This is a genomic window from Streptomyces sp. NPDC006261, assembly GCF_040613515.1.
GTDB lineage: Bacteria > Actinomycetota > Actinomycetes > Streptomycetales > Streptomycetaceae > Streptomyces.
On record NZ_JBEXSI010000003.1, the window covers coordinates 135,350 to 159,061 of the forward strand.

A 23,712-nucleotide genomic window follows, 5' to 3' on the forward strand; every position below is an offset into this window, starting at 1 on the left:
TCCCTTGAGAATCGTTGGGTGGATAGCGGCGCTACGGCGCGTCCACCCTACTGCCCGCGGAGATCACGGCGCGCCCCCGCCGCCCCCGACCGCCGCGTCCGACGTGGCGTCATCCGCGCTGGAGGGCACGGTCTCCGCCCCGACGGGCTGTTCGCGCGGTGCCAGCGGGGTGAGATCGCCGGTGTCGCCGACCCGCAGGAGGAAGGGGCGCAGCCGCGTGTAGCGGATCGCGGTGACCGAGCAGGGGTCCACGTGGATGCGCTGGAAGAGGTCCAGGTGCATGCCGAGGGCGTCGGCGACGATCGACTTGATGATGTCGCCGTGCGAGCACATCGCGTACGTGGCGTCCTCGCCGTGCCCCGCCTCGACACGGTGGTTCCAGTCGCGTACGGCGTCGACGGCGCGGGCCTGCATGGCGCGCATCGACTCGCCGCCGGGGAAGGCCGCGGCGGAGGGGTGCTGCTGGACGACGGACATCAGCGGTTCGTCGGAGAGCTCGGCGAGCTTGCGGCCCGACCAGTCACCGTAGTCGCACTCGCTGATGCGCTCCTCGGTGTGCACGGGCAGCCCGGGCCGGGCGTCGAGCAGCGGCTGGAGCGTCTGGCGGCAGCGCTCCAGGGGGCTGGTGACGGCGGCGGCGAGACTGAGGGCGGCCAGTCGTGCGGGCAGGGCGGCGGCCTGTTCGGTGCCGCGCCCGTCGAGGAGGACCCCGGGGGTGCGGCCCGCGAGCACTCCGGCGGTGTTGGCGGTGGAGCGTCCGTGGCGTACGAGGATCAGCGTGGGCATACCGGCAGCCTAGGTGCCTCCCTGTCCCGGGTGCGAGGACGCCTCCGCGGGGAAGGGGGGAGCGGTGACCTGACCCCGCCCACCTTGTACGTTGTGGACCTTGAATCTCCCGAGGATGCCGAAATGATCGTGGACTGTGCCATCTACCAGGACGGCCGCCGGACCGATGGGCCCGACGATTTCGCCGAGGCCCTCCAGAGGGCCCGGGGGTCCGACGACGCCTTCCTCTGGATCGGCCTGCACGAGCCGAGCGAGCAGGAATTCGACCTGGTGCGCCAGGAGTTCGGGCTGCACCCGCTCGCGGTCGAGGACGCGCTGCGCGCGCACCAGCGCCCCAAGCTGGAGGTGTACGACGACTCCCTGTTCGCGGTGCTGAAGCCGGTCGTCTACGAGTCGAGCAGCGACACGGTGAGCGCCGATGAGCTGATGATCTTCATCGGGGACTCGTTCGTGGTGACGGTCCGGCATGGTGAGAGCGCCCCGCTGGCGGATGTCCGCAGCCGCCTGGAGGCGGACCCGCAGATACTGGCGCACGGGCCGACCTCGGTGCTCTACGCGGTCAGCGACGCGGTGGTGGACCACTACATCGACGTGGCCGGCGAGCTCCAGGTGGACCTGGAGGAGCTGGAGACCGAGGTCTTCGCGCCGAGCGGTGGCGGCGACTCCTCGAACACGGCCGGCAGCATCTACACGTTCAAGCGGCAGGTACTGGAGTTCCGCCGCGCCACCGGTCCGCTCACGGCGCCGATGACCCGGCTCGCGGGCGCCGGGGTGCCGTTCGTCCACCAGGAGGCACAGCCGTTCTTCCGTGACGTCGCCGACCACCTGACGCGGGTCAACGAGCAGGTGGAGGGGTTGGACCGGCTGCTGTCGGACATCCTCTCGGCCCACCTCGCGCAGATGGGTGTGCGGCAGAACGACGACATGCGCAAGATCTCGGCGTGGGCGGCCATGGCCGCCGTCCCGACGATGGTGGCGGGCATCTACGGCATGAACTTCGACCACATGCCGGAGCTGCACTGGGGGTGGACGTACCCGGCCGTCGTCCTGTTCATGGTCCTGGCGGTGGTCGGCCTCCACCGCCAGTTCAAGCGGCGCGGGTGGCTGTAAGGGTCACGCGCGGCTCCGGAGGTCACGTAGTGCCCTGAGGTGCACGTGTGCACGTAGAGGCTCACGCGTACTCGGGTTCCGGTAGGGCCCGGCCGCCGAGCGCGTCGCGGCGCTCGGGCATCTCCAGGCTCACCATGCGCCGCCAGCCGACCAGGCGCTCGTACGCGTACACCGCGCGGATTCCGGCCGCCAGGGCCACGGCCTTGGCGCGCGGCCAGCCCAGCAACCGTCCCATGTGGTCCATCACCGCGAGACTGACGTCCCGGTAGACGAGGATCTCCGCGAGGGCGCACTCGCGCATGATCCGCTGGATGGTCCGGCCGTGGCCCTCCCGGGCGAGCCGCAGCAGCTCCTCGTGGCAGTAGGCGAGGTGGTTGTCCTCGTCGTCCGAGATCATCCGTACCGCGCGGCCGATGTCGGGGTGGTCGGCGAAGTACCGCCGCAGCAGCCGCATCTGCTCCGAGGCGCGCTGCTCGGTGATCCTGCTGTGGGCCAGATAGGTGATGATGTCGCGCTCGGTGAGCCGCTCCTCGCCGCGCAGCCGGGAGTGGGCGAGGCCGATGCCCTGCTGCTCCAGGAGCATCGTGTAGTCGGTCTCCGAAGGGACGCCGGCCGGTCGAAGCCCGCGCTTCTTCAGGAGGGCGTTGAAGATCCGGCCGTGCTTGTCCTCGTCGGCGCCGTGCCGGACGATCCGGGGTGCCAGGGAGCGGAGACTCTCGGGGACCAGGGCGGCGATCCGGGCGTTCTCCCAGCCGCCCTGGGACTCCCCGCTGGCGGCGATGGAGCAGAAGAGCCGGTACGCCTCGTCGTCGTCCAGGATCTCCTGGCACAGGCTTCGGGCTGAGAGCATGAGGCCACCTCCGTACCGGTCCCGCGAAACAGGCGCCGCGGGGCAGTAGTGCGCAGAGCAGCAGTCAAATGCGCCGGGGAGCAGTCGGCAACCGGAGCAACGGAGGCGGCGGCGAGGGGTCGACGACCGCACGGCCCGGCGTAACCCCGGGGCGCACGACGCGTTGTTCCCGGTGACGGCCGTGGCGGGGAAGACCCCCGAGCCCCCACCACGGCCGTAGTGCTGCTCCGAGGCGTTACGCGACGCGTTACGCGAGCCCGGAGCGCTCCAGGGCGTCCGTGCCGGCGCGCAGGGCGGTGAGCCGCTCCTCCAGGGTGAACCCGGCGGGTGAGAGGTTGAGCGTGGTGACCCCGGCGGCGGCGTACGCCTGCATCCGATCGGCGATGCGCTCGATGGGCCCGAGCAGCGTGGTCTGGTCGATCAGCTGGTGCGGTACGGCGGCGGCGGCCCCGGCCTTGTCCCCGTCCAGGTACTTGTCCTGGATCTCGGCGGCCTCCTTCTCGTACCCCATGCGCTGCGCGAGCTGGTTGTAGAAGTTCTGCTTCCGGCTGCCCATCCCGCCCACGTACAGGGCGGTGTACGGGCGGAACATGTCGGCGAGGCCCTTGACGTCGTCCCCGACGGCGAGCGGCAGCGTCGGGGAGACGTCGAAGCCCTCCATGGTCCTCCCGGCCTTCTCCCGGCCCGCGCGCAGATAGGTGAGCGCGGTCTCCTCCAGGTGCTCGGCCGAGGGGAAGATCAGCAGGGCTCCGTCGGCGATCTCGCCGGTCTGCTCCAGGTTCTTCGGGCCGATCGCGGCGATGTAGAGCGGAATGTGCTCGCGCTGCGGGTGGACGGTGAGCTTGATCGGCTTGCCGGGGCCGCCGGGCAGCGGGAGCGTCCAGTGCTGCCCTTCGTAGGAGAGGCGCTCGCGGGTCATCGCCTTGCGGACGATCTCCACGTACTCGCGCGTGCGGGCCAGCGGCTTGTCGAACTTGACGCCGTACCAGCCCTCGGAGACCTGCGGGCCCGAGACGCCGAGGCCGAGCCGGAAGCGGCCGCCGGAGAGCGAGTCCAGGGTGGCGGCGGTCATCGCGGTCATGGCGGGCTGCCGGGCCGGGATCTGCATGATCGCGGAGCCGACGTCGATGGATTCGGTCTGGGCCGCGACCCAGGTCAGCACGGTCGGCGCGTCCGAGCCGTAGGCCTCGGCGGCCCAGCAGACGTCGTAGCCGAGCCGGTCGGCCTCCTGGGCGACGGCGAGGTTGTCGCCGTCCATGCCCGCGCCCCAGTAACCGAGATTGATGCCGAGCCGCATAGCCGCTCCCCTTACTGATCAGTAACGTCCCTTTCTCCGGACTCTAGCGCGGGTGGCGGCGATCCGGCAGGCCCGAGCGACCTCCCGTTGTCCACAGCCCTGCACCCGGTGGGGCCATGGCCAGTAATCTCAGCGCCCATGGAGCAGAGGCATCTCGGCCGCACCGGCCTACGCGTGTCCCGGATCGGGCTCGGCACCCTCACCTGGGGCCGGGACACGGACGAGCACGACGCCGCCGGCCAGCTCAAGGCCTTCTGGGACGCGGGCGGCACCCTGGTGGACACCGCCGACGTGTACGGGGGCGGGGAGGCCGAGTACCTGCTCGGGCGGCTCGTGGACAGCCTGGTGCCGCGCCAGGACCTGGTCCTCGCCACGAAGGCGGGCAACGTCCCCGACCCCTACCGCCGCTTCAACGGCTCGCGCGGGCACCTGCTGGCCGCCCTGGACGCCTCGCTGGAGCGGCTCGGCACGGATTACGTGGACCTGTGGCAGGTCCACGCCTTCGACCCGGCGACCCCGCTGGAGGAGACGCTCCAGGCGGTGGACCTGGCCGTCTCCTCCGGCCGGGTCCGCTACGCGGGCGTGTCGAACTTCTGCGGCTGGCAGCTGGCCAAGGCCGCCACCTGGCAGCTCGCCGCGCCAGGGGTGCGCACCCGGCTGGCCAGTACGCAGATGGAGTACTCGCTGCTCCAGCGGGGCATCGAGCGGGAGGTGCTGCCCGCCGCGCTGGACCTCGGGATCGGGCTGCTGCCCTCCTCGCCGCTGGGCCGTGGCGTGCTGACGGGCAAGTACCGCCAGGGCACCCCGTCCGACTCCCGGGGCGCCTCCGAGAGGCTCGCCCCCTTCGTCGAGCCGTATCTGGACGACGCGGCGACCCGGATCACCGACGCGGTGGTGACGGCGGCGGACGGCCTGGCGACGAGCCCCCTCCACGTGGCCCTGGCCTGGGTGCGCGACCGGCCGGGGGTGGCCGCCCCGATCGTCGGTGCGCGCAACGCCGGGCAGCTCGCGGAGGCTTTGTCGGTGGAGGCCCTTAGTCTTCCCTACGAGATCTGCCAGGCGCTCGACGATGTGTCGGCGCCCGTGCACCGCTATCCCGACCAGGACTGGAGCACGCTGTGACTGCGCTTCCCGGGGAGACCCCCGGCACCGTCGGCCCGGACACACCGCAGGGCGCCGAGCCCCCGGCGGCCACCGATGCCGAAGGCCCCGCGCACGCCGAAGCGCCCGAAGCCGACGAGCCCGCGGAGACCGCTGCGGAGAACCCACCCGCCGGTGACACGCCTGCCGGTGACGCTTCCACCGGCGAAGAGGGCGACGCGGCAGCCGCCGCGCTCTCCGAGGCGCAGGCCGAGCTGGCCGCCCAGCGTGAGCTGCGCGAGCGGATCGCGCAGCGCAAGGCCGAGAAGGAAGGTCCCGTCGCCGCCGGTACGAAGCTGAGCGGCACCGCCGCCGACCTGCTGGCGGCCGTCCGGGCCGTGGAGAGCGGCGAGAAGGCGGGCGCGGAGTTCTACGACTCCCCCGCCGCCGCGCCCGCCCCCCGCCGTGCCGCCCCGGCACCCGCCGGGCAGCCTCCCCGCCCCGCGCCCGCTTCGGTCGCTCCCGTCGACCGGACCGCCTCGCCCGAGGCCACGGACGCGGTGCGGGCGGTCCTCACCGAGGGCGGGGCCCCCGAGGCCCTGGCCCGCCCGGCCACCGGGGCCCTGGGCGAGCAGGCCGCCGACCTGCTGCGCGCCGACCCCTGGCAACTGCTGGCGGTCCCGGGCGTCCGGCCCGAGCAGGCGGACGGCTTCGCCCGGGCCCTGCTGGGCGCCGCGTGCGGCCCTGACGACGGGCGCCGCACGGCGGCTCTGGTCGGCTGGCTGCTGGAGCGTGCCGCCCTCCAGGGCCACACGGCGCTGGACGCCGGGGCGGTCCGGGCGGCGCTCGCCGAGCGTGCGGTGAGCGACCCGGAGGAGGCCGTGCGCAACGCGGTGGAGGAGGGTGTCGCCCTGGTCTTCCAGGAGGGCACGGACCCCACGGAGCCGGCTGCCTACGAGGACGAGGCCCCCGCAGAGGGTGACGCCTCCGAGGACGAGGACGGGACCGGCGAGGCCCCGGAGCCGGTTCAGGTGCTGCTGGGCCTGGACCGGTACGCGCTGGCCGAGGAGAGTCTCGCCGACGGCCTGGCCCGTCTCATGAACGCCTGCGGGAAGGGGGCCGACTGGGCGGAGGCGGCAGCCGCCGCCCCGTCCCCCTCGGCCGCCGAGCTGATCCGTACGGCGGCCACCGCCGGGCTCGTCGCGCACAGCGGCGGCGAGGCGGCAAGGGCCGAGCCCGCCGCCCTGATCGCGGCGGCGCGGGGCCTGGGGCTGCGGGCCCTGGGCGCCACTCACAGCGAGGACGGCCGCCGCCGGCTGGCCGATGCGGCCGGCTCTCCGGACGCGGCGGTCACCCTGGCCGGGCTGCTCTCCGGCACCGAGGGCCCCGGCCGTGACGAGGACGGGGCCCTCGCCCTGGACCTGCTCGTGGTGCTGGACGCTCCCCAGCTGGACGTGGAGGGCGCGGCCGTCCTGGTCGAGGCGCTGGCGGACGGGGTCCGGCTGGTGCTGAGCGGCGACCCCGGTGTGCTGGGCTCGGCCGGCGCCGGGCGGGTCTTCGCTGACGTCCTGGCCGCGCGGGCGTGCCCGCAGGTCGTCTCCCGTACGCCGGACCCCGGGCCGATCGGCGAGCTGGTCTCCGGCATCGGCATCGGTGAGCTGCCCCAGGTCGAGGCCCCCGGCAAGGAGGTGGTGATCGTCCCGGTCCGCGATGCGGGGGAGGCCGTCCACCGCACGGTGCAGCTGGTCGCGGACTCGGTGCCCCGGGCCTTCTCCATCCCCGCCACCGACACCCAGGTCATCACCGTGGGCCATGGCGGGGCGGCCGGGACCCGGGTGCTCAACGAGGCCCTGAAACAGCGGCTCAACCCCGGTCCTGGCCGGTTCGGCGGGTTCGACCCGGGCGACCGCGTGATCCATGTCCCCGCACCCGGCCGCGCGGTGCCCGGGGTGGTGCGCTCGGCCGACGCCGAGGGGCTGCACCTGGACTGCCGGGGCGTCCCCGTCGTCGTACCGCAGGAGCGGGTGGAGTCGGCGGTGCGGCACGGCTGGGCGCTCAGTGCCCACCAGGCGGCCGGGATGCGCTGGCCCGCCGCTGTGGTGGTGCTGCCGGGCGACGCGGCGGCGGGGCTGAGCCGGCCGTGGGTCTACACCGCGTTCGGCCGGGGCGAGCAGCACCTCTCCGTGGTGCACGGGGTCGACCAGGCGCTCCCGCACGCGGTGGCGCAGATCCCGGCCCAGGAGCGGACGACCCGGCTGCGGCCGCTGCTGGAGGCCCTCCCGACGCCCGCAGCGGCCTCCTGAGCGACGCCGACGGACACCATCCATGACAGGGGGCCGGCGCACGGCGCCGGGCCCCCTGTCATGGATCGCGTCACATCACGCGCGGCCCGCCGCCGGCTCGTCGAGCTCCTCGTCCAGCTCCTCCTCGTCGAAGACGGCGCTGACGTCGAAGCGGCAGACCACCAGCTCCGGGTCTGCGTCCTCGAACGGGGCACCGAGCCACTCCCCCGGCTCGGGCAGCGCATCGGCGGCCGAGACCCAGAGGGTGGAGTCCCCCTCCTCCAGGCCGAACTCCTTGTGCCGGGAGGCGATCTCGTCCGGTTCGTACTCGCCGAAGAGCATGCCGAGCGCGGCGTGGACGCTGGTACCGACCACCGGGGTAGTGGAACCGTCCGCGCCGGGTCCCGCGTCGATGTCGGCGAGGCGCTGGGCCTGGGCGAGCAGGCGCGGGGGCTCCGCGACGGCGTAGTCGCGCCGGATCAGCACGCTGAGCGCGCTGGGCTCGGCGGGGCCGGCGTAGGGCGGCAGGGAGTCGTCCGCGCCGGGGATCTCGAAGGGAGTGACCTCGTCGTAGCGGTCGTAGAGGAGCTCGTCGTAGACCTCGGCCGCAGCGGCCAGTGAGTTGAACGCTTCGTAGACGGCGGGGTCGTCGTCCCCGGTACGGCGTTCGACCGCGTCGAGGTGACGGTCGATCGCGGCTTTGACCGCCTCGGCGGCGGCACGTACCTCGGCAGCGGTGGGCTGCGCAGCATCAGACATAGTGCAGACGCTATCCGTACCGGGGCTCTGCCCGCACAATAGATGCGATGCCGGAATACGAATTTGTCGACGTGTACGTGCCGCGCGGGGTCTCCCGCAAGGAAGCGGCCCGACTGCTGACCGACCACGCCGAGTACGGACACTGGGAGCTGGACCGCCTGACGCTGCGCCGCGACGGCAGCCGCAGGGTGCGGCTGCGCCGACGGATCATCCGTCAGCTTCGAGCCACCTGGTGACAGGGTCACGCGCCACCTGAGAGCAGGGAACGGGCCCCGCGGATGCGGGGCCCGTCCGTGTTCGTCCTGCTGTGGTTCGTCCTGCTGTGCCGACCGGTGTGCGCGCCCGGATCAGGCGGCGCTGCGGGAGCGGCGGTAGAGCACCGAACCCATCCCGGCCAGCAGCAGACCGGCGCTCGCCGGGATGAGCATCTCCATGCCCCCCGCGCCGGTCTGAGCGAGCTGCTCCTGCTCCTCCGGCTCGAGCTGGGGCCCGGGGACATTGGGCTCGGGCGGCTGGTTCGCCGGCGGTTCGGCCGGCGGGTCCACCGGCGTCTCCGGCGTGACCGGGGGCTTCTCCGGCTCCTCCGGCGGCGGGGGCGGCGGCTCGGCATCGTTGGAGCAGCTGTTGCCGAAGGTCGGGTTCAGGAGCCCGATCACGGAGACGCTGTTGCCGCAGACGTTCACCGGGACGCTGATCGGCGCCTGGATCACGTTGCCGGAGAGGATGCCGGGCGAGCCCTGCGCGACCCCTTCCGCACCGGCGCCACCGGCCCGGTGACGGCCCGTGCCGGGCTCGCCGTGCCGGTCCGTGGCGGTGGTGTTCCCTGCCTGCGCGCCGTTGCCGGCCTGCGCCTCGTCGCCGGAGCCGCCGCCGATACGGTTCTGCGGTCCGGAGTCCTGGCGCGATTCCGCCGGCCCGTTCTCACAGTCGTTTCCGAAGGTCGGGTTGATGAGACCGCCGACGGTGACCGAGTTGCCGCAGACGTTGACCGGGATGTCGATCGGGACCGAGACCGAGTTGCCGGACAGCACGCCGGGCGATCCCGCGGCCGTTCCGGCCGCACCGGCGTCGGCGTGGGCATAGCCGCCGCTGAGCGCGAGGACCCCGCCCGCCGCCGCCATGGTGATCAGGCCTTTACGAGTGACCTGTCGCATAGGTTCGTTTCCTGCCTTCTGCCTTCCGAAAAACCCCCGGACATGACCGTGCGGGAGCCGAATGCCGAACGGTCCCGGAGTGCATGGCACGCACTCCGGGACCGACCGAGCTCAAACCCTTACGGGTTGACGCACAACGTCAGGCGTTGACGCAGGTGTTGCCGAAGGCGGGGTTCAGCAGCCCGATCACGGAGACCGTGTTGCCGCACAGGTTGATCGGCACGTGGACCGGGACCTGGACGACGTTGCCGGAGAGCACACCGGGGCTGCCGATGGCCGCACCCTGGGCGCCCGCGTCGGCGGAAGCCATGCCCGCACCCGCGAGAACGAGGCCACCGGTAGCAGCCGCAACTGCGACGACCTTCTTGATCATGATTCCTCCTAGTTGGAAAGTGCGGTCCCAGCCGCGGACCGCAAACCTTGTAACGAGGAGGGTGGAGCGGGGCTACGCATGAACGGCGCGTTTCACCCTTTCGGTCACGTACGCACAGGCACTCGAATAACGCACGGAACCGGTCGGTGGTTCGTGCGGGCCGGTCAGCAGTTCGCGCGGGCCCGGTCAGCAGTGGTCGATGAACCGGTCGAGCACCCGCACGCCGAACTGCAGACCGTCCACCGGGACCCGCTCGTCGACCCCGTGGAACATTCCGGCGAAGTCCAGCTCCGGCGGCAGCTTCAGCGGGGCGAAGCCGAAGCCCCGGATGCCCAGGTCGTCGAAGGACTTGGCGTCGGTGCCGGCCGAGAGCATGTACGGCACGGCCCGGGCGATCGGGTCCTCGGCGACCAGCGCGGTCTGCATGGCGTCGACCAGCGCGCCGTCGAACGTGGTCTCCAGCGCCTTGTCGGCGTGCACGTCCTCGCGCTTCACGTTGGGGCCCAGGATCCGGTCCAGGTCGGCGAGGAACTCCTCCTCGTACCCCGGCAGGTAACGGCCGTCCACATGGGCGGTGGCCTGGCCCGGGATCACGTTGACCTTGTAGCCGGCGCCGAGCTGGGTGGGGTTGGCGGTGTTCTGCAGGGAGGCCCCGATCAGCTTGGAGATGCCGCCCAGCTTGGCCAGCGTCTCGTCCATGTTCTCCGGGTCCAGCTCGGTGCCCAACGCGTCCGAGAGCTCGTCCAGGAAGTGCCGCAGCGTCTTGGTGACGCGGACGGGGAACTTGTGCCGCCCCAGCCGCCCGACCGCCTCGGACAGCTCCGTGATGGCGTTGTCCTTGTGGATCATCGACCCGTGCCCGGCGGTGCCGTCCACGGTGAGCTTCATCCAGTGCATGCCCTTCTGGGCCGTCTCCACCAGATAGAGGCGCAGCTTCTCGTTGACGGTGAACGAGAACCCGCCGACCTCGCTGATCGCCTCGTTGACGCCCTCGAAGAGCCCCGGGTGGTTGTCGACGAGGTAGCGGGCCCCGTACGTACCGCCCGCCTCCTCGTCCGCGACGAAGGCCAGCACGATGTCGCGCGGGGGCTTGCGGCCGGTGCGCATCCGCTCGCGTACGACCGCGAGCGTCATCGCGTCCATGTCCTTCATGTCGACGGCGCCCCGGCCCCACACGCAGCCGTCCGCGATCTCACCCGAGAACGGGTCGTGCGTCCAGTCCGCCGCGTTGGCGGGGACGACGTCGGTGTGCCCGTGGATGAGCAGGGCGGGCCGGGAGGGGTCCTCGCCCTCGATCCGGGCGACGGTGGAGGCGCGACCCTTGTGCGATTCGAAGATCTGCGGCTCCAGGCCGACCTCGGCGAGCTTCTCGGCCACGTACTCGGCGGCGAGCCGCTCACCGGGGCCGGAGTGGTCGCCGTAGTTGCTGGTGTCGATCCGGATCAGGTCACGACAGAGGTCCACGACCTCCCTCTCGGCGTTGCCGCCGCTGACGGTGCTGCCCGTGCTGCTCTCGCTCACGCTGCTTCCTTCCGCTGTCGCTGTGGTGCTCCCCTTCATCCTCCCGCGCCCACGGCCCACACCCAAGGCCGTGCATCCCCCGTCACGCACCGTTCACAGCCATCGGGGCGTGATCGAGCACCCCCGAATGTTTGCTATGGTTTTCCACGTCGGAACGGGCACGGCCCGCGAGACAGACACCTTGTCCGGGTGGCGGAATGGCAGACGCGCTAGCTTGAGGTGCTAGTGCCCTTTATCGGGCGTGGGGGTTCAAGTCCCCCCTCGGACACCAGGAGGAGCCCCACTTCGGTGGGGCTCTTTTGCGTCACCGGCTTCGGCAGGAAAGGGGTGAGGATGAGGGGCCGCAGGAAGGCGTCCGCCGGGCCCCTGCCTCAGCGGGACGGGATCGACGCCGTACGGGTGCGGCTGCCGGAGGACCCCGACGGGGTGTGGGGAAACGTCGGGGAGCATCTCGTCGCGCGGTTCGGTGGGGCGATCGGGGCCGCGCGAGTTCACGCGATGCTCGACGCGGGGCGGTTCGTGGCGGCCGACGGGAGCGCTGTGCGGGGCGGTGAGCCGTACGCCGTCGGGCGGAGCATCTGGTTCCACCGGGACTTCGCGGCCGAGGAACCGGTGCCCTTCCCCATCGGGATCGTGTACCGGGACGAGCGTCTCGTGGTCGCCGACAAGCCCCCCTTCCTCGCCACCACGCCCCGGGGGCGGCACATCACCGAGACCGCGGTGGCCCGGCTGCGGCGGGAGCTGGGAGTGCCCGCGCTCCAGCCCGCGCACCGGCTGGACCGGCTGACGGCGGGGCTCGTGCTCTTCGTGGTGCGGCCCGAGGAGCGGGGCGCGTACCAGACGCTGTTCCGGGACCGGCTGGTGGGCAAGGAGTACGAGGCGGTGGCCCCGTACGACCCGGAGCTCGTCCTTCCCCGGACCGTACGGAGCCGGATCGTGAAGGAGCGCGGGGTGCTCGCCGCCCGGGAGGAGCCCGGTGAGGCGAACAGTGAGAGCCGGGTGGAGCTGGTGGAGCGGCGTGGCGGGCTCGGCCGCTACCGGTTGCTGCCCGCTACCGGGCGTACGCATCAGCTGCGGGTGCATATGAACGCGTTGGGGGTGCCGATCGTCCACGATCCGCTGTACCCGGTGGTGGAGCCGGAGGGGGCGGAGGACTTCTCCCGGCCCCTCCAGCTGTTGGCGCGGCGGCTGGAGTTCACCGACCCGGTCAGCGGGGAGCCGCGCCGCTTCGAGAGCGGGCTGCGGCTCTCCGCCTGGCCCGAGGGGTGACGTACGCGGTGCTCAGTGGCCGCGGTTGATCCAGTCGTCGAGGTGCGGGGCTTCCGCGCCGATGGTGGTGGGGTCTCCGTGGCCCGTGCGGACGGCGGTGTCGCCCGGGAGCGTGAGCAGCCGGTCCCGGATCGAGTCGATGATCGTCGGGAAGTCGGAGAAGGACCGGCCGGTGGCGCCGGGGCCTCCCTGGAAGAGCGTGTCGCCGGTGAAGACCGTGGCCAGCCCGGGGGCGTGGAGGCAGATGCCGCCGGGGGCGTGGCCCGGGGTGTGCAGGACCTTGAGGGTGGTGCCCGCCACCTCCAGCTCCTGGCCGTCGGTCAGTTCGCCGTCGGGGGCGCGGTCCGGGTGGGTCTGCTGCCAGAGCGGAAGGTCGTCCGGGTGGAGCAGGATCGGGGCGCCGGTGGCCTCGGCGAGGGCCGGGGCGGCGTCGATGTGGTCGTTGTGCGCGTGGGTGCAGACGATGGCGCGCAGCGTACGGCCTGCGAGCGCGGCTTCGATGGCGGCTGCGTCGTGGGCGGCGTCGATGACGATCGCCTCGGTGTCGTCGCCGACGATCCAGACGTTGTTGTCGACGTCCCACTCGCCGCCGTCGAGGGCGAAGGTGCCGGAGGTGACCAGGTGGTCGATGCGGGCGGTCATCAGAAGACCACCACCGAGCGGAGGACGTCGCCGTCATGCATCCGGGCGAAGGCCTGCTCGATGTCGCCCAGGCCGATGGTCTCGGTGACGAACGCGGCGAGGTCGAGGCGGCCCTGCTGGTGGAGGTCGACGAGCATCGGGAAGTCGCGGGAGGGCAGGCAGTCGCCGTACCAGGAGGACTTGAGCGAGCCGCCGCGGCCGAAGACGTCCAGGAGCGGCAGTTCGAGCTTCATGTCCGGGGTGGGGACGCCGACGAGGACGACCGTTCCGGCGAGGTCGCGGGCGTAGAAGGCCTGTTCGTACGTCTCCGGGCGGCCGACGGCCTCGATGACGACGTCGGCGCCGTTGCCGTCGGTGAGGGCGCGGATCGCCTCGACCGGGTCGGTGGAGCGGGAGTTGACGGTGTGCGTGGCGCCCATCTTCTGCGCCGTCTCCAGCTTGCGGTCGTCGATGTCGACCGCGATGATCTTCGCCGCGCCGGCCAGCCGGGCTCCGGCGACGGCCGCGTCACCGACGCCGCCGCAGCCGATGACGGCGACCGAGTCCCCGCGGCCCACCTGTCCGGTGTTGATGGCGGCACCGATGCCGGCCATCACGCCGCAGCCGAGCAGCCCGGCGACGGCCGGGGAGACCTCGGGGTCGACCTTGGTGCACTGACCGGAGGCGACCAGGGTCTTCTCCGCGAAGGCGCCGATGCCGAGGGCGGGCGACAGCGCCGTGCCGTCGAGCAGGGTCATCTTCTGCTTCGCGTTGTGGGTGTCGAAGCAGTACCAGGGGCGGCCGCGCAGACAGGCGCGACACTGCCCGCACACCGCACGCCAGTTGAGGATGACGAAGTCGCCGGGGGCGACGTCCGTGACGCCCTCGCCGACCGACTCCACGACGCCCGCCGCCTCGTGGCCGAGGAGGAAGGGGAACTCGTCGTTGATGCCGCCCTGCTTGTAGTGCAGGTCGGTGTGGCAGACGCCGCACGCCTGGATCTTCACGACGGCCTCGCCGGGACCGGGGTCGGGGATGACGATCGTCTCGACCCGCACCGGCTCGTTCTTTCCCGGTGCGACGACCCCTTGCACCTGCTGTGGCATAACCCTGGTCTCCCTGCTCCCGCGCTTCGCGAAGATCGAACGCCGACCACCGTACGCCTCGGGACACCCTCTAGGGAGCCAGCACGTCCAGCTCGTGCAGGGCGCCGACCGCGATCTCCTTGGTGATCCGCTCCGCCGCCTCCGGGTCGCCCTCGCGGACCGCCTCGGCGAGCCGTACGTGCAGGGTGACGGCGGCCGGGTCGGGGTCCTCGAACATCACCTGGTGGTGGGTGCGGCCGGCCAGGACCTCGGCGACGACATCCCCCAGGCGGGCGAACATCTCGTTGCCGGAGGCGTTGAGGACGATCCGGTGGAAGGCGATGTCGTGTTCGAGGTAGCCCTCCAGCTGCTGGCCGCGCGAGGTGGCGACCATACCGAGGGCGCGTTCGGTCAGCTCGGCGCACTGGTCGGCGGTGGCGTGGCGGGCTGCGAGGGAGGCTGCGACCGGTTCGATCGCGGAGCGCAGCACGGTGAGGGAGCGCAGCTGGCGCGGGCGGTCGGAGCCGGCCAGGCGCCAGCGGATGACCTGGGGGTCGTAGACGTTCCAGGTCTCGGTGGGGCGGACGGTCACCCCGACCCGGCGGCGGGACTCGACCAGGTGCATGGACTCCAGGACCCGGACCACTTCGCGGACGACCGTACGGGAGACGTCGAAGCGCTGGGCCAGTTCGTCGGTGCGCAGGACGCTGCCGGGCGGGCACTGGCCGGAGGAGATCTCCAGACCCAGGGTGTCCAGCACATGTGTATGCAGCCCCTGGCTCTGTGTGGTCATGGGGCAAGCCTACGGGGCGACCCTCGGGAACAAAAAGTACGACGTATACGTCACAGGCTCTTGAATAAGTCGTACCTAATAGGTTTCAGTAGCGCGACGGACCGATGTCGAAGAAGACAGCGAGGCACTCCATGAGCACCCCCCACGTCGTCGTGGTGATGGGCGTAGCAGGAACCGGCAAGACCACGATCGGTCCCCTGCTCGCCGCCGAACTCGGCGTTCCGTACGCCGAGGGCGACGACTTCCATCCGCCGGCGAACATCGAGAAGATGTCGGCCGGCACCCCCCTGGACGACGATGACCGGTGGCCGTGGCTCGATGCCATCGGTGAGTGGGCGCACGGGCGGGCGGGGCTCGGCGGGGTCGTCTCCAGCTCGGCCCTCAAGCGGTCCTACCGCGACCGCCTGCGGGCCGGGGCGCCCGACGCCCTGTTTCTGCATCTGACCGGCGACCGGGCGCTGATCGAGGAGCGGATGGCGGACCGCAAAGGCCACTTCATGCCCACCGCGCTGCTCGACTCCCAGTTCGCGACGCTGCAGCCGCTCCAGGCCGATGAGGCCGGGGTGGACGTCGACGTGTCCGGCACCCCCGAGGAAATCACCCAGCGAGCCGTCGCCGCGCTGCGCCGGCTCGACATCTAAGGACTTATCACCGTGACCAGTCTCAGCGTCGAGATGCTGGCAGCGGACGCCGCCGAACCGATCACTTCGGCAGGCAACGCGCAGTTGGGCATCGCCGTACTGGCGGGCATCGCCGTCATCGTTCTCCTGATCACCAGACTCAGGATGCACGCGTTCCTGGCCCTGACCCTCGGTTCGCTGGCGCTCGGCTCCTTCGCGGGAGCGGCCCCGGCCGACACGATCGCCAGCTTCACGGCGGGCCTCGGCTCCACCGTCGCGAGCGTCGGCGTCCTCATCGCGCTCGGCGCCATCCTGGGCAAGCTGCTCGCCGACTCCGGCGGGGCCGACCAGATCGTCGACACCATCCTGGCGAGGGCGAGCCGGGGGGCCATGCCGTGGGCGATGGTCCTCATCGCCTCGATCATCGGGCTGCCGCTCTTCTTCGAGGTCGGGATCGTGCTGATGATCCCGGTGGTGCTGCTCGTCGCCAAGCGCGGCAACTTCTCCCTGATGCGGATCGGTATCCCGGCGCTGGCCGGGCTCTCCGTGATGCACGGGCTCATTCCGCCGCACCCCGGCCCGCTGGTCGCGATCGACGCCCTGGACGCCAACCTCGGTGTGACGCTGGCGCTCGGTGTGCTGGTCGCCATCCCTACCGTGGTCATCGCCGGGCCGGTCTTCGCCCGTTACGCCGCGCGCTGGGTGGACATCGAGCCGCCGGAGAAGATGATCCCGCAGCGCCCGTCCGAGGACCTGGACCGCCGCCCCAGCTTCGCGGCCACCCTGGTGACGATCCTGCTGCCGGTCGTTCTGATGCTGCTCAAGGCGTTCGTCGAGATCGTCACCGACGATCCCGAGAACAGCGTCCAGCGGGTGACGGACGTGGTCGGCTCGCCGCTGATCGCCCTGCTCGCCGCCGTCCTGCTCGGCATGTTCACCCTCGGCCGGGCCGCCGGGTTCACCAAGGGCAGGCTTGCCGGGACCGTGGAGAAGTCGCTCGCCCCGATCGCCGGGATCCTGCTGATCGTCGGCGCCGGCGGTGGCTTCAAGCAGACGCTGATCGACGCCGGGGTCGGTCAGATGATCCTGGACTTCTCCGAGAACTGGTCGATCCCCGCCCTGCTGCTCGGCTGGCTGATCGCCGTCGCGATCCGCCTCGCCACCGGCTCGGCCACGGTCGCCACGATCTCCGCCGCCGGCCTGGTCGCCCCACTCGCGGCCGACATGTCGACCGCGCACGCGGCCCTGCTGGTCCTCGCGGTCGGCGCCGGTTCGCTCTTCTTCAGCCATGTGAACGACGCCGGGTTCTGGCTGGTGAAGGAGTACTTCGGGATGGACGTCGGCCAGACCGTGAAGACCTGGTCGGTGATGGAGACGATCATCTCGGTGGTCGCGATGGCCTTCATCATGCTGCTGTCGCTGTTGTTGTAGCGGCCCCCGGTACGTGACAACGCGCCCGCCCCGGTGGATTCCACCGGGGCGGGCGCGTTCTTGCGTACGGGGTGTTCAGCGGCGGGTGGCCTCGCCCTCGGCCGCCTTCTCCAGCTGGAACGCCTCGTTGCCGAGACCGATCCGGGCGTGCACCTCTGGCTTGACCTTGCGCAGGACCGCTCCGTAGACCAGACCGCCGACGAGGGCGAGGACGATCACGCCGGGCAGCAGCCAGTTGAGGGCCGAGCCGGAGCCGGAGCCCACGAGGACGTCGAAGTCGCGGACGGTGAAGACGGCGATCGACAGGAGCGCGACCCCGGCCAGGCCGGAGGCGACCAGGCGCGGGGCCTGGGCGCGGCCCGCGCCGCGCTTGACGAAGAAGGCGATGACGGCGAACGAGGCGGCGGCCATCAGCAGGATGATGCCCAGCGCGCCGACGTTGCCCATCCAGGTGAACAGGCGCAGCACGGGGACGGTGGGGTCGCCGATGTGGTTGTCGTCGGAGAAGGCGAAGGCCAGCACGATGACGACGGAGATGACGGACTGGAGCAGCGAGCCGGTGCCGGGGGCACCGCTCGCCCGGTTGGTGCGGCCGAAGCGGGCGGGCAGCAGGCCCTCGCGGCCCATGGCGAACGCGTAGCGGGCGACCACGTTGTGGAAGCTGAGGAGCGCCGCGAACATGCCGGTGACGAAGAGAATGTGCAGGACGTCGGTGAAGGTCGAGCCGAGCCGCTCCTCGGTGAGGCCGAACAGCATGCCCGGGCCCTCCTTGAGGGAGGTGTCGGCGATGAAGCCGGGCCCGGCGGCGACGGTCAGGGCCCAGGAGCTGATGGCGAGGAACAGCGCCGCGTAGCCCACCGCGAGGAACATCACCCGGGAGACCACGATCTGCGGGCGGCTGGTCTCCTCGGCGTAGACCGGCGCCTGTTCGAAGCCGACGAACGCGGCGATGCAGAAGCAGAGCGCGGTGGAGAGCCCGGCGCCCGTGAGGGTCTCGGGGGCGAACGCCTGGAACGAGAGTCCCTCGGGGCCCGGGTCGGAGACGGCGGCGATGTCGAAGATCACGACGAGGAGGCACTCGATGACCAGCAGGACGCCGAGCACCTTGGCGTTGAGGTCGATCTTCAGCCAGCCGAGGATGCCGACCACGACCACCGAGATCAGTGCGGGTATCCACCACTGCACGTCGATGCCGGCGTACGTGGAGAGGATGACGGAGACCTCGAAGCCGAGGATCCCGTAGATGCCGACCTGCATCGCGCTGTACGCCACCAGCGCCACGAGCGAGGCTCCGGCACCGGCCGTCGGGCCGAGGCCCCGGGAGATGTACGCGTAGAAGGCGCCGGCGTTGTGGACGTGGCGGCTCATCTCCGCGTAACCGACGCTGAACAGCATCAGGACGGCGCCGAGGATCACGTAGAGCAGGGGCTGGCCGACGATGCCCATCACGCCGAAGACCGTGGGCATCACCCCGGCGACCACCATCAGGGGGGCGCTGGCGGCGAGCACGGAGAGCAGCAGGCCGGGGGTGCCGAGGCGGTTGGCCCGCAGGGCGCGGTCCTCACCCTTGTAGGTGTTGATCCCGCCGGTATCGCCCGTCAGCCTGGTGGTGCCGGTCTGCCGGGTCTTGCCTGGAGATGAACTGCCCGTCGACATGGCGGGGGTGGTCCCTTCTTCGGTTCTGGTTCCTTGGTCTTCGGTGCTCGGTGAGGCACTGATCAGGGGGTGCCGAGTGCGTGGTCCCGGGCGGCGGTGAACGCGGCGTACGGGTCGCGGCCGGCATATGACCAGGGGGCGGCCGTGGCGTGCGGGCCGATGCGGTGGAAGAGGGCTGCGGCCTCGGCGGTCCGGCCCTCGCAGACCTTCGCGTGGGCCAGGAAGTTGAGGTCGACGCGGTGGCGGGGGTGGTCCTCGCGCTCCCACTCCAGCCACCAGTCGAAGGCCGCCTTCATCACCTGCCGGGCCCGCCGTCCCGACCAGTGCCCGGACGCCACCGGGTCGTCCGGCTCGCTGCCGGCGGCCACGAGTACGCGGTAGCGCTCGGCATGGGCGACGACCGGGAGCACCGCGAGCGGCGAGTCGGCCGGCGCCTGTTCGGCGGCCCAGGCGGCGAAGTCGTACACCTCGTGGAGCGGGTCCTGGCCGCTGTCGGGGCGGCTCTCGGCCAGCTGCGCGGTCATCACGTGGTGGGCGTGGTGGTGCTCGGGGTGGCGGGAGCGGACCTCTTCGAAGAGCCTGCCGGTCTCGTCCCCGCCGTCGTCGCGGCTCCGGTCCAGGAGGAGCAGGGCCAGCCACGGGGTGGGGTCGTCGGGGGTGATCCGGGCGGCGGCGAGACAGGCCCGCCTGGCGCGGGCGGCGTCGTCGGCCTTGGCCTTGGGGCGCAGGGCCCGTACGACACAGGCGCAGCCCAGGAGGGTGGCGGCGTCCGCGCTCTCGGGTTCGGCGAGCAGCCAGTCGCTGGCCCAGTCCACGGCGGAGGGGATCTCGGCGAGGCCCAGGGCGCGGTGTCCCCGGCGGTCCCAGTCCTTCCCGGTGGTCACCAGCAGGGCGCGGGCGTCGGCCCAGCGCCCTTGGGTGAACTGGCTGCGGGCGTCGATGAGGTCCTGGTCGTCCAGGGCCGGGTCGAAGGCGTGGTCCGGGCGACCGCCCCGGCGGCGGGAGCGGCCCAGGGGCGGCGGAGGCGGGGACATGCCGCAGACTTCTTTCGACGCGGTGTGCGAGCAGATGATCGCGCACAGCAAAGCGGTAGGGAATGCTCCGAGTCAAGAGGTGGTCTCTACCAACTCCGCTCCCATTCCGAATAGTTGGCTGGAAGTCGTCGCGCCGCGAAAGGTGTTCGCCCAGCGTGCGGGTGGGGTGGGCGGGTGGGGAGTGACGCCTGACACACTGGCGGCATGGAGCCTCGCGAAACTCTGAAACCCTTCCTCCTCGCCTTTCCCGGCCCGTTGCGCGACCGGCTGGTGGCGGCGGTTCTCTCCGGTGAAAAGGTGTCCACCTCCGGGCTGTTGGCCGAGTACGAGCTGGAGCGGGAGGAGCTTCCGCCGGTGGGCGAACGGTCCGCACTGATCGACTCGGAGGGGCGGGAGGTGGCGGTGCTGGAGATGACCGGGGTACGGGTGCTGCCGCTCGGTGAGGTCGGTCTGCAGCATGCGCTCGACGAGGGCGAGGGGTATCGGTCGGTGGCCGAATGGCGAGCGGGGCATGAGGCGTTCTGGCACAGCGACGAGATGCGGGAGGCGATGGGGGATCCGGCGTTCACCGTGGATGACGGGACGATGATCGTGGCTGAGCGGTTTCGGGTGGTGCGGAGGTTGGATGGGGGCGGGGCCCCCGGGTGAGACCCCCCGGGGTTCCCCGCGGGGCTTCGGCCGGGTGGACGCCGGGGCGCCGCCCCGGGCCCCGCTCCTCCATCGCCGGAGGGGCTTACAGGGCTGTGCCGGAGAGGCTTACAGGGCTTGCGCCGCCGCCCTTCCCGCCGCTCGGCCCGAGAAGATGCAGCCGCCCAGGAACGTGCCCTCCAACGAGCGGTAGCCGTGGACCCCGCCGCCGCCGAAGCCCGCCGCCTCGCCCGCCGCGTACAGGCCGGGGAGCGGGGTGCCGTCCGCTGTCAGGACCTGGGAGGAGAGGTCCGTCTCCAGGCCGCCCAGGGACTTACGGGTCAGGATGTTGAGGCGTACGGCGATGAGCGGGCCCGCCGCCGGGTCCAGAACGCGGTGCGGCTTGGCGGTGCGGATGAGGCGGTCGCCGAGGTAGGCGCGGGCGCCGTGGATCGCGGTGACCTGGAGGTCCTTGGTGAAGGGGTTGGCGATCTCCCGGTCTCGGGCGGTGATCTCGCGGCGCAGCTCCTCAACGTCGATCAGGCCGTCGCCGCTGACCGCGTTCATGCCCCGGACCAGCGCGTCGAGGTCCCTCTCCACGACGAAGTCCGCTCCGTGGTCCATGAACGCCTTGACCGGTGCGGGCACGGCCGCGCGGGCCCGGCCGATCACGTCGCGGACCGACCTGCCGGTCAGGTCCGGGTTCTGCTCGGAGCCGGAGAGGGCGAACTCCTTGCCGATGATCCGCTGGTTGAGCACGAACCAGGTGTAGCCGTGGCCGGACTTCATGATGTGCTCGAGGGTGCCGAGCGTGTCGAAGCCGGGGAAGAGCGGGACCGGCAGCCGCTTGCCCCGGGCGTCCAGCCAGAGGGATGAGGGGCCGGGCAGGATACGGATCCCGTGCTTGGACCAGATCGGGTTCCAGTTCTCGATGCCCTCGGTGTAGTGCCACATCCGGTCCCGGTTGATGTGGTGCGCGCCCGCCTCCTCGGCGATGCCCAGCATCAGGCCGTCGACATGGGCGGGGACGCCGGAGAGCAGCTTCTCGGGCGGGGTGCCGAGGCGCTCGGGCCACTGGGAGCGGACCAGGTCGTGGTTGCCGCCGATGCCTCCCGAAGTGACGATCACCGCCTGGGCCCTGAGCTCGAAGGCTCCGGTCGCCTGCCGGCTGCTGGCGGTGCCTCGCTCGGCCCCGCTCGGCTCCAGGATCTCGCCGGTGACCGTGTCCAGCGCCCCGGCCGTGCGGGCCAGGCCGGTGACGCGGTGGCGGAACCTCAGCTGGACGAGCCCCTTGGCGACGCCCTCGCGGACCCGCCGTTCGAAGGGCGCCACGACGCCGGGGCCGGTGCCCCAGGTGATGTGGAAGCGGGGTACGGAGTTGCCGTGGCCGGTGGCGTCGTAGCCGCCGCGCTCGGCCCAGCCGACGACCGGGAAGATCCGCAGCCCCTGCTGGTGCAGCCAGGAGCGCTTCTCGCCGGCCGCGAAGTCGACGTACGCCTCGGCCCACTTCTTGGGCCAGTGATCCTCCTTGCGGTCGAACCCGGCGGTGCCGTACCAGTCCTGGAGGGCCAGCTCCCGGCTGTCCTTGATCCTCAGCCGGCGCTGCTCGGGCGAGTCGACGAGGAAGAGGCCACCGAAGGACCAGTGGGCCTGCCCGCCGAGCGACTGTTCGGGCTCCTGGTCGAGGACGATCACGGAACGGCCGGCGTCGACCAGCTCGGCGGCGGCCACGAGTCCGGCGAGCCCTGCCCCGATCACGATCACATCAGCGTCGTACGCCATGGGTTCCATCCTGTCGGGGAGGCTCGGGAGGGCCCGGGGAGACTCGGAGAGGTTCAGCGGGCGGGCAAGTTACCCGTGCGTCAGATCTTGGGTACCGGCCGCTGCCACGTCAACCACCCGGGTGCTGTTGGATGAAACGCATGACGCCTTCTGACGAGATCCTGGACATCGTCGACGAGAACGACGAGGTCATCGGGCAGGCCCCGCGCGGCGAGGCGACCGCCCGGGGCCTGCGGCACCGCTGCGTCTTCATCGAGGCGCGCGATGCGCAGGGGCGCCTGTTCGTCCACCGCCGGACGGCGACCAAGCTGCTCTTCCCCTCCCACTACGACATGTTCGTGGGAGGGGTGGTGGGCGCGGGCGAGTCCTACGACGAGGCGGCGCTGCGCGAGGCGGAGGAGGAGCTGGGGGTCTCGGGGCTGCCGAAGCCCGAGCCGCTGTTCCGGTTCCTCTACACCGGTGACAAGCACTCCTGGTGGTCCGCCGTCTACCAGGTCCGGTGCGAGCTTCCGGTGGCCCCGCAGACCGAGGAGGTCGCCTGGCACACCTTCCTGGACGAGGCGGAGCTGGAGGAGTGTCTCGGTCGGTGGCCGTGGGTGCCGGACGGGGTGGAGGCGTACCGGCGGCTGAAGAAGTTCCGGTCCGCCTGATCTGCGACGCCAGGGCAGGGAGGCCGCTTTCCAGCTCTCGGGGCTCGGACGGCTCGCGCTGCTGACCGGCTGCCTGCCGGGTGCAGGCCGGGGCGGCGGCCAGGGACACAGCCGGTTTGGCGCTGCCCGACGGGAGCGGCACGACATCGACCGCGTCTCGGGCCGGACCCCGGCCATCGAGACCTGGCTACTGGCCCACCCGCGTAGGGTGCCCATGTGAACAAGATCGCGCCGAGCGTACGCCTGTGGTTCGCACCGCAGCGGATCCGGGACGAGGGGGCCACCCCCGACTACCGGTTCTCCCTGGCCAACGAGCGGACGTTCCTCGCCTGGATCCGGACGGCGCTGGCCCTGATCGGCGGCGGTTTCGCCGTGGACCAGTTCCTGCCGGAACTGGCCTGGGGCGTCCGGGCGGGGCTCGCCCTGGGGCTGCTCGCCGCGGGCGTGCTGTGCGCGCTGCGGGCGGTCAACCACTGGGTACGGTGCGAACGGGCGATGCGGCGCGGGGAGGATCTGCCGGTCTCCCTGTTCCCGACGGTGCTGGGGATCGTGGTGGCGGTCGTGGCCGTCGCGATGGTGGTGGTGGTCCTCTTCGGCTGGGAGGGCCGGTGACGGCGGCAGTGGACCGGGACCCCGGGCTCCAGCCGGAGCGGACCCGGCTCGCCTGGCGGCGTACCACGCTGTCCGCCACGGTGGTGGCACTGCTCGCCGGACGGCAGGCGCTGCACAGCGGCGCGTCCCCGGCCGCGCTCGTCGCCCTGGCACTGACCGTGGCGGCCTGGCTGGGGCTCCTTGCGGTGGCCCACCTCAGGGTGCGGCGTATGGGGGTGGCGCGGCCGGAGCCGCTCGCGCCGCGCGGGGCTCTGGCGGCGGCGCTGTGCACGGTGGCGTTCGCGGTGTTCGCGGTGGCCATGCTGTTCTGAGTGCCCGGG

General features: G+C 71.9%; 24 protein-coding genes and 1 tRNA gene. 12 read left to right on the forward strand and 13 right to left on the reverse strand.

The window, feature by feature from the left end; genetic code table 11:
* Positions 1–63: 63 nt before the first annotated feature.
* Positions 64–786, reverse strand: a complete 723-nt coding sequence (locus tag ABZ154_RS02775; protein ID WP_356828383.1) for a histidine phosphatase family protein — start codon at positions 784–786, stop codon at positions 64–66.
* Positions 787–909: 123 nt separating this feature from the next.
* Between ABZ154_RS02775 and corA the strand changes: the two genes are divergently transcribed.
* Positions 910–1,896 (forward strand): magnesium/cobalt transporter CorA, encoded by a 987-nt coding sequence (corA, locus tag ABZ154_RS02780; RefSeq protein ID WP_356828385.1) that lies wholly within the window; start codon positions 910–912, stop codon positions 1,894–1,896.
* Positions 1,897–1,957: 61 nt separating this feature from the next.
* On the opposite strand, the gene ABZ154_RS02785 is transcribed toward corA, so the two are convergent.
* Together ABZ154_RS02785 and ABZ154_RS02790 are read right to left on the reverse strand one after the other, a co-directional pair.
* Positions 1,958–2,746 (reverse strand): ferritin-like domain-containing protein, encoded by a 789-nt coding sequence (locus tag ABZ154_RS02785; RefSeq protein ID WP_356828387.1) that lies wholly within the window; start codon positions 2,744–2,746, stop codon positions 1,958–1,960.
* Between the two features lie 247 nt (positions 2,747–2,993).
* Complete coding sequence (locus tag ABZ154_RS02790) at positions 2,994–4,043, reverse strand: LLM class F420-dependent oxidoreductase (RefSeq protein ID WP_356828389.1); 1,050 nt, start codon at positions 4,041–4,043, stop codon at positions 2,994–2,996.
* Between the two features lie 138 nt (positions 4,044–4,181).
* On the opposite strand from ABZ154_RS02790, the gene ABZ154_RS02795 reads away from it, so the two are divergent.
* Positions 4,182–5,165 carry an aldo/keto reductase gene (locus tag ABZ154_RS02795; RefSeq protein ID WP_356828391.1) on the forward strand — a complete coding sequence of 328 codons (984 nt, stop codon included), beginning with the start codon at positions 4,182–4,184 and terminating at the stop codon, positions 5,163–5,165.
* On the forward strand, positions 5,162–7,426 hold the full coding sequence (locus tag ABZ154_RS02800; protein ID WP_356828393.1) for a helix-hairpin-helix domain-containing protein: 2,265 nt from the start codon (positions 5,162–5,164) through the stop codon (positions 7,424–7,426). The genes ABZ154_RS02795 and ABZ154_RS02800 overlap by 4 nt, the downstream gene beginning before the upstream one ends.
* 75 nt (positions 7,427–7,501) lie before the next feature.
* On the opposite strand, the gene ABZ154_RS02805 is transcribed toward ABZ154_RS02800, so the two are convergent.
* Entirely contained in the window at positions 7,502–8,164 is a 663-nt protein-coding gene (locus ABZ154_RS02805; protein ID WP_018515381.1) for a hypothetical protein, read from the reverse strand.
* A gap of 47 nt (positions 8,165–8,211) precedes the next feature.
* Between ABZ154_RS02805 and ABZ154_RS02810 the strand changes: the two genes are divergently transcribed.
* The gene (locus ABZ154_RS02810) at positions 8,212–8,400 is read left to right on the forward strand and encodes a DUF5703 family protein (RefSeq protein ID WP_003970138.1); all 189 of its coding nucleotides are present in this window, start codon (positions 8,212–8,214) and stop codon (positions 8,398–8,400) included.
* 111 nt (positions 8,401–8,511) lie between these two features.
* On the opposite strand, the gene ABZ154_RS02815 is transcribed toward ABZ154_RS02810, so the two are convergent.
* The 3 genes from ABZ154_RS02815 to ABZ154_RS02825 all read right to left on the reverse strand — a co-directional run bounded on the left by ABZ154_RS02815 (position 8,512) and on the right by ABZ154_RS02825 (position 11,212).
* Positions 8,512–9,318, reverse strand: coding sequence for a chaplin (locus ABZ154_RS02815; RefSeq protein ID WP_356828395.1), 807 nt, complete (start codon positions 9,316–9,318; stop codon positions 8,512–8,514).
* 139 nt (positions 9,319–9,457) lie between these two features.
* Complete coding sequence (chpH, locus tag ABZ154_RS02820; protein ID WP_015607544.1) at positions 9,458–9,691, reverse strand: chaplin ChpH; 234 nt, start codon at positions 9,689–9,691, stop codon at positions 9,458–9,460.
* Between the two features lie 186 nt (positions 9,692–9,877).
* Complete coding sequence (locus tag ABZ154_RS02825) at positions 9,878–11,212, reverse strand: M20/M25/M40 family metallo-hydrolase (RefSeq protein WP_356828397.1); 1,335 nt, start codon at positions 11,210–11,212, stop codon at positions 9,878–9,880.
* A 183-nt stretch (positions 11,213–11,395) separates the two neighbouring features.
* Here ABZ154_RS02825 and ABZ154_RS02830 point away from each other — a divergent pair.
* Together ABZ154_RS02830 and ABZ154_RS02835 are read left to right on the forward strand one after the other, a co-directional pair.
* Positions 11,396–11,483 (forward strand) — tRNA-Leu (locus tag ABZ154_RS02830).
* Positions 11,484–11,545: 62 nt separating this feature from the next.
* On the forward strand, positions 11,546–12,481 hold the full coding sequence (locus ABZ154_RS02835; RefSeq protein ID WP_356828399.1) for an RluA family pseudouridine synthase: 936 nt from the start codon (positions 11,546–11,548) through the stop codon (positions 12,479–12,481).
* A gap of 12 nt (positions 12,482–12,493) precedes the next feature.
* Here ABZ154_RS02835 and ABZ154_RS02840 read toward each other — a convergent pair whose 3' ends face one another.
* The 3 genes from ABZ154_RS02840 to ABZ154_RS02850 form a co-directional block, all read right to left on the reverse strand.
* Positions 12,494–13,123: an MBL fold metallo-hydrolase gene (locus ABZ154_RS02840; protein WP_356828401.1), complete on the reverse strand. Its 630-nt coding sequence runs from the start codon at positions 13,121–13,123 to the stop codon at positions 12,494–12,496.
* The gene (locus tag ABZ154_RS02845) at positions 13,123–14,208 is read right to left on the reverse strand and encodes an S-(hydroxymethyl)mycothiol dehydrogenase (protein ID WP_356828403.1); all 1,086 of its coding nucleotides are present in this window, start codon (positions 14,206–14,208) and stop codon (positions 13,123–13,125) included. Before ABZ154_RS02845 ends, ABZ154_RS02840 begins: the two co-directional genes overlap by 1 nt.
* Positions 14,209–14,278: 70 nt before the next feature.
* The gene (locus ABZ154_RS02850) at positions 14,279–14,980 is read right to left on the reverse strand and encodes an FCD domain-containing protein (RefSeq protein ID WP_356828405.1); all 702 of its coding nucleotides are present in this window, start codon (positions 14,978–14,980) and stop codon (positions 14,279–14,281) included.
* Positions 14,981–15,111: 131 nt separating this feature from the next.
* Between ABZ154_RS02850 and ABZ154_RS02855 the strand changes: the two genes are divergently transcribed.
* Both ABZ154_RS02855 and ABZ154_RS02860 read left to right on the forward strand, forming a co-directional pair.
* On the forward strand, positions 15,112–15,621 hold the full coding sequence (locus tag ABZ154_RS02855; protein ID WP_356828407.1) for a gluconokinase: 510 nt from the start codon (positions 15,112–15,114) through the stop codon (positions 15,619–15,621).
* A 12-nt stretch (positions 15,622–15,633) separates the two neighbouring features.
* Positions 15,634–17,031, forward strand: coding sequence for a gluconate:H+ symporter (locus ABZ154_RS02860; protein ID WP_356828409.1), 1,398 nt, complete (start codon positions 15,634–15,636; stop codon positions 17,029–17,031).
* Positions 17,032–17,106: 75 nt separating this feature from the next.
* On the opposite strand, the gene ABZ154_RS02865 is transcribed toward ABZ154_RS02860, so the two are convergent.
* Positions 17,107–18,687: an APC family permease gene (locus ABZ154_RS02865; protein WP_356828411.1), complete on the reverse strand. Its 1,581-nt coding sequence runs from the start codon at positions 18,685–18,687 to the stop codon at positions 17,107–17,109.
* 62 nt (positions 18,688–18,749) lie between these two features.
* Positions 18,750–19,721, reverse strand: a complete 972-nt coding sequence (locus ABZ154_RS02870; protein ID WP_356828413.1) for a hypothetical protein — start codon at positions 19,719–19,721, stop codon at positions 18,750–18,752.
* 204 nt (positions 19,722–19,925) lie between these two features.
* Here ABZ154_RS02870 and ABZ154_RS02875 point away from each other — a divergent pair, with 204 nt between their 5' ends.
* On the forward strand, positions 19,926–20,369 hold the full coding sequence (locus ABZ154_RS02875; protein WP_356828415.1) for an ASCH domain-containing protein: 444 nt from the start codon (positions 19,926–19,928) through the stop codon (positions 20,367–20,369).
* Between the two features lie 108 nt (positions 20,370–20,477).
* Here ABZ154_RS02875 and ABZ154_RS02880 read toward each other — a convergent pair whose 3' ends face one another.
* On the reverse strand, positions 20,478–22,130 hold the full coding sequence (locus ABZ154_RS02880) for an FAD-binding dehydrogenase (RefSeq protein ID WP_356828417.1): 1,653 nt from the start codon (positions 22,128–22,130) through the stop codon (positions 20,478–20,480).
* Positions 22,131–22,270: 140 nt separating this feature from the next.
* Here ABZ154_RS02880 and ABZ154_RS02885 point away from each other — a divergent pair, with 140 nt between their 5' ends.
* The 3 genes from ABZ154_RS02885 to ABZ154_RS02895 all read left to right on the forward strand — a co-directional run bounded on the left by ABZ154_RS02885 (position 22,271) and on the right by ABZ154_RS02895 (position 23,703).
* Complete coding sequence (locus tag ABZ154_RS02885) at positions 22,271–22,780, forward strand: NUDIX domain-containing protein (protein ID WP_356828419.1); 510 nt, start codon at positions 22,271–22,273, stop codon at positions 22,778–22,780.
* A 216-nt stretch (positions 22,781–22,996) separates the two neighbouring features.
* Positions 22,997–23,392: a DUF202 domain-containing protein gene (locus ABZ154_RS02890; RefSeq protein WP_356828421.1), complete on the forward strand. Its 396-nt coding sequence runs from the start codon at positions 22,997–22,999 to the stop codon at positions 23,390–23,392.
* Positions 23,389–23,703, forward strand: coding sequence for a DUF202 domain-containing protein (locus ABZ154_RS02895; RefSeq protein WP_356828423.1), 315 nt, complete (start codon positions 23,389–23,391; stop codon positions 23,701–23,703). Before ABZ154_RS02890 ends, ABZ154_RS02895 begins: the two co-directional genes overlap by 4 nt.
* The last annotated feature ends 9 nt before the right edge of the window (positions 23,704–23,712 follow it).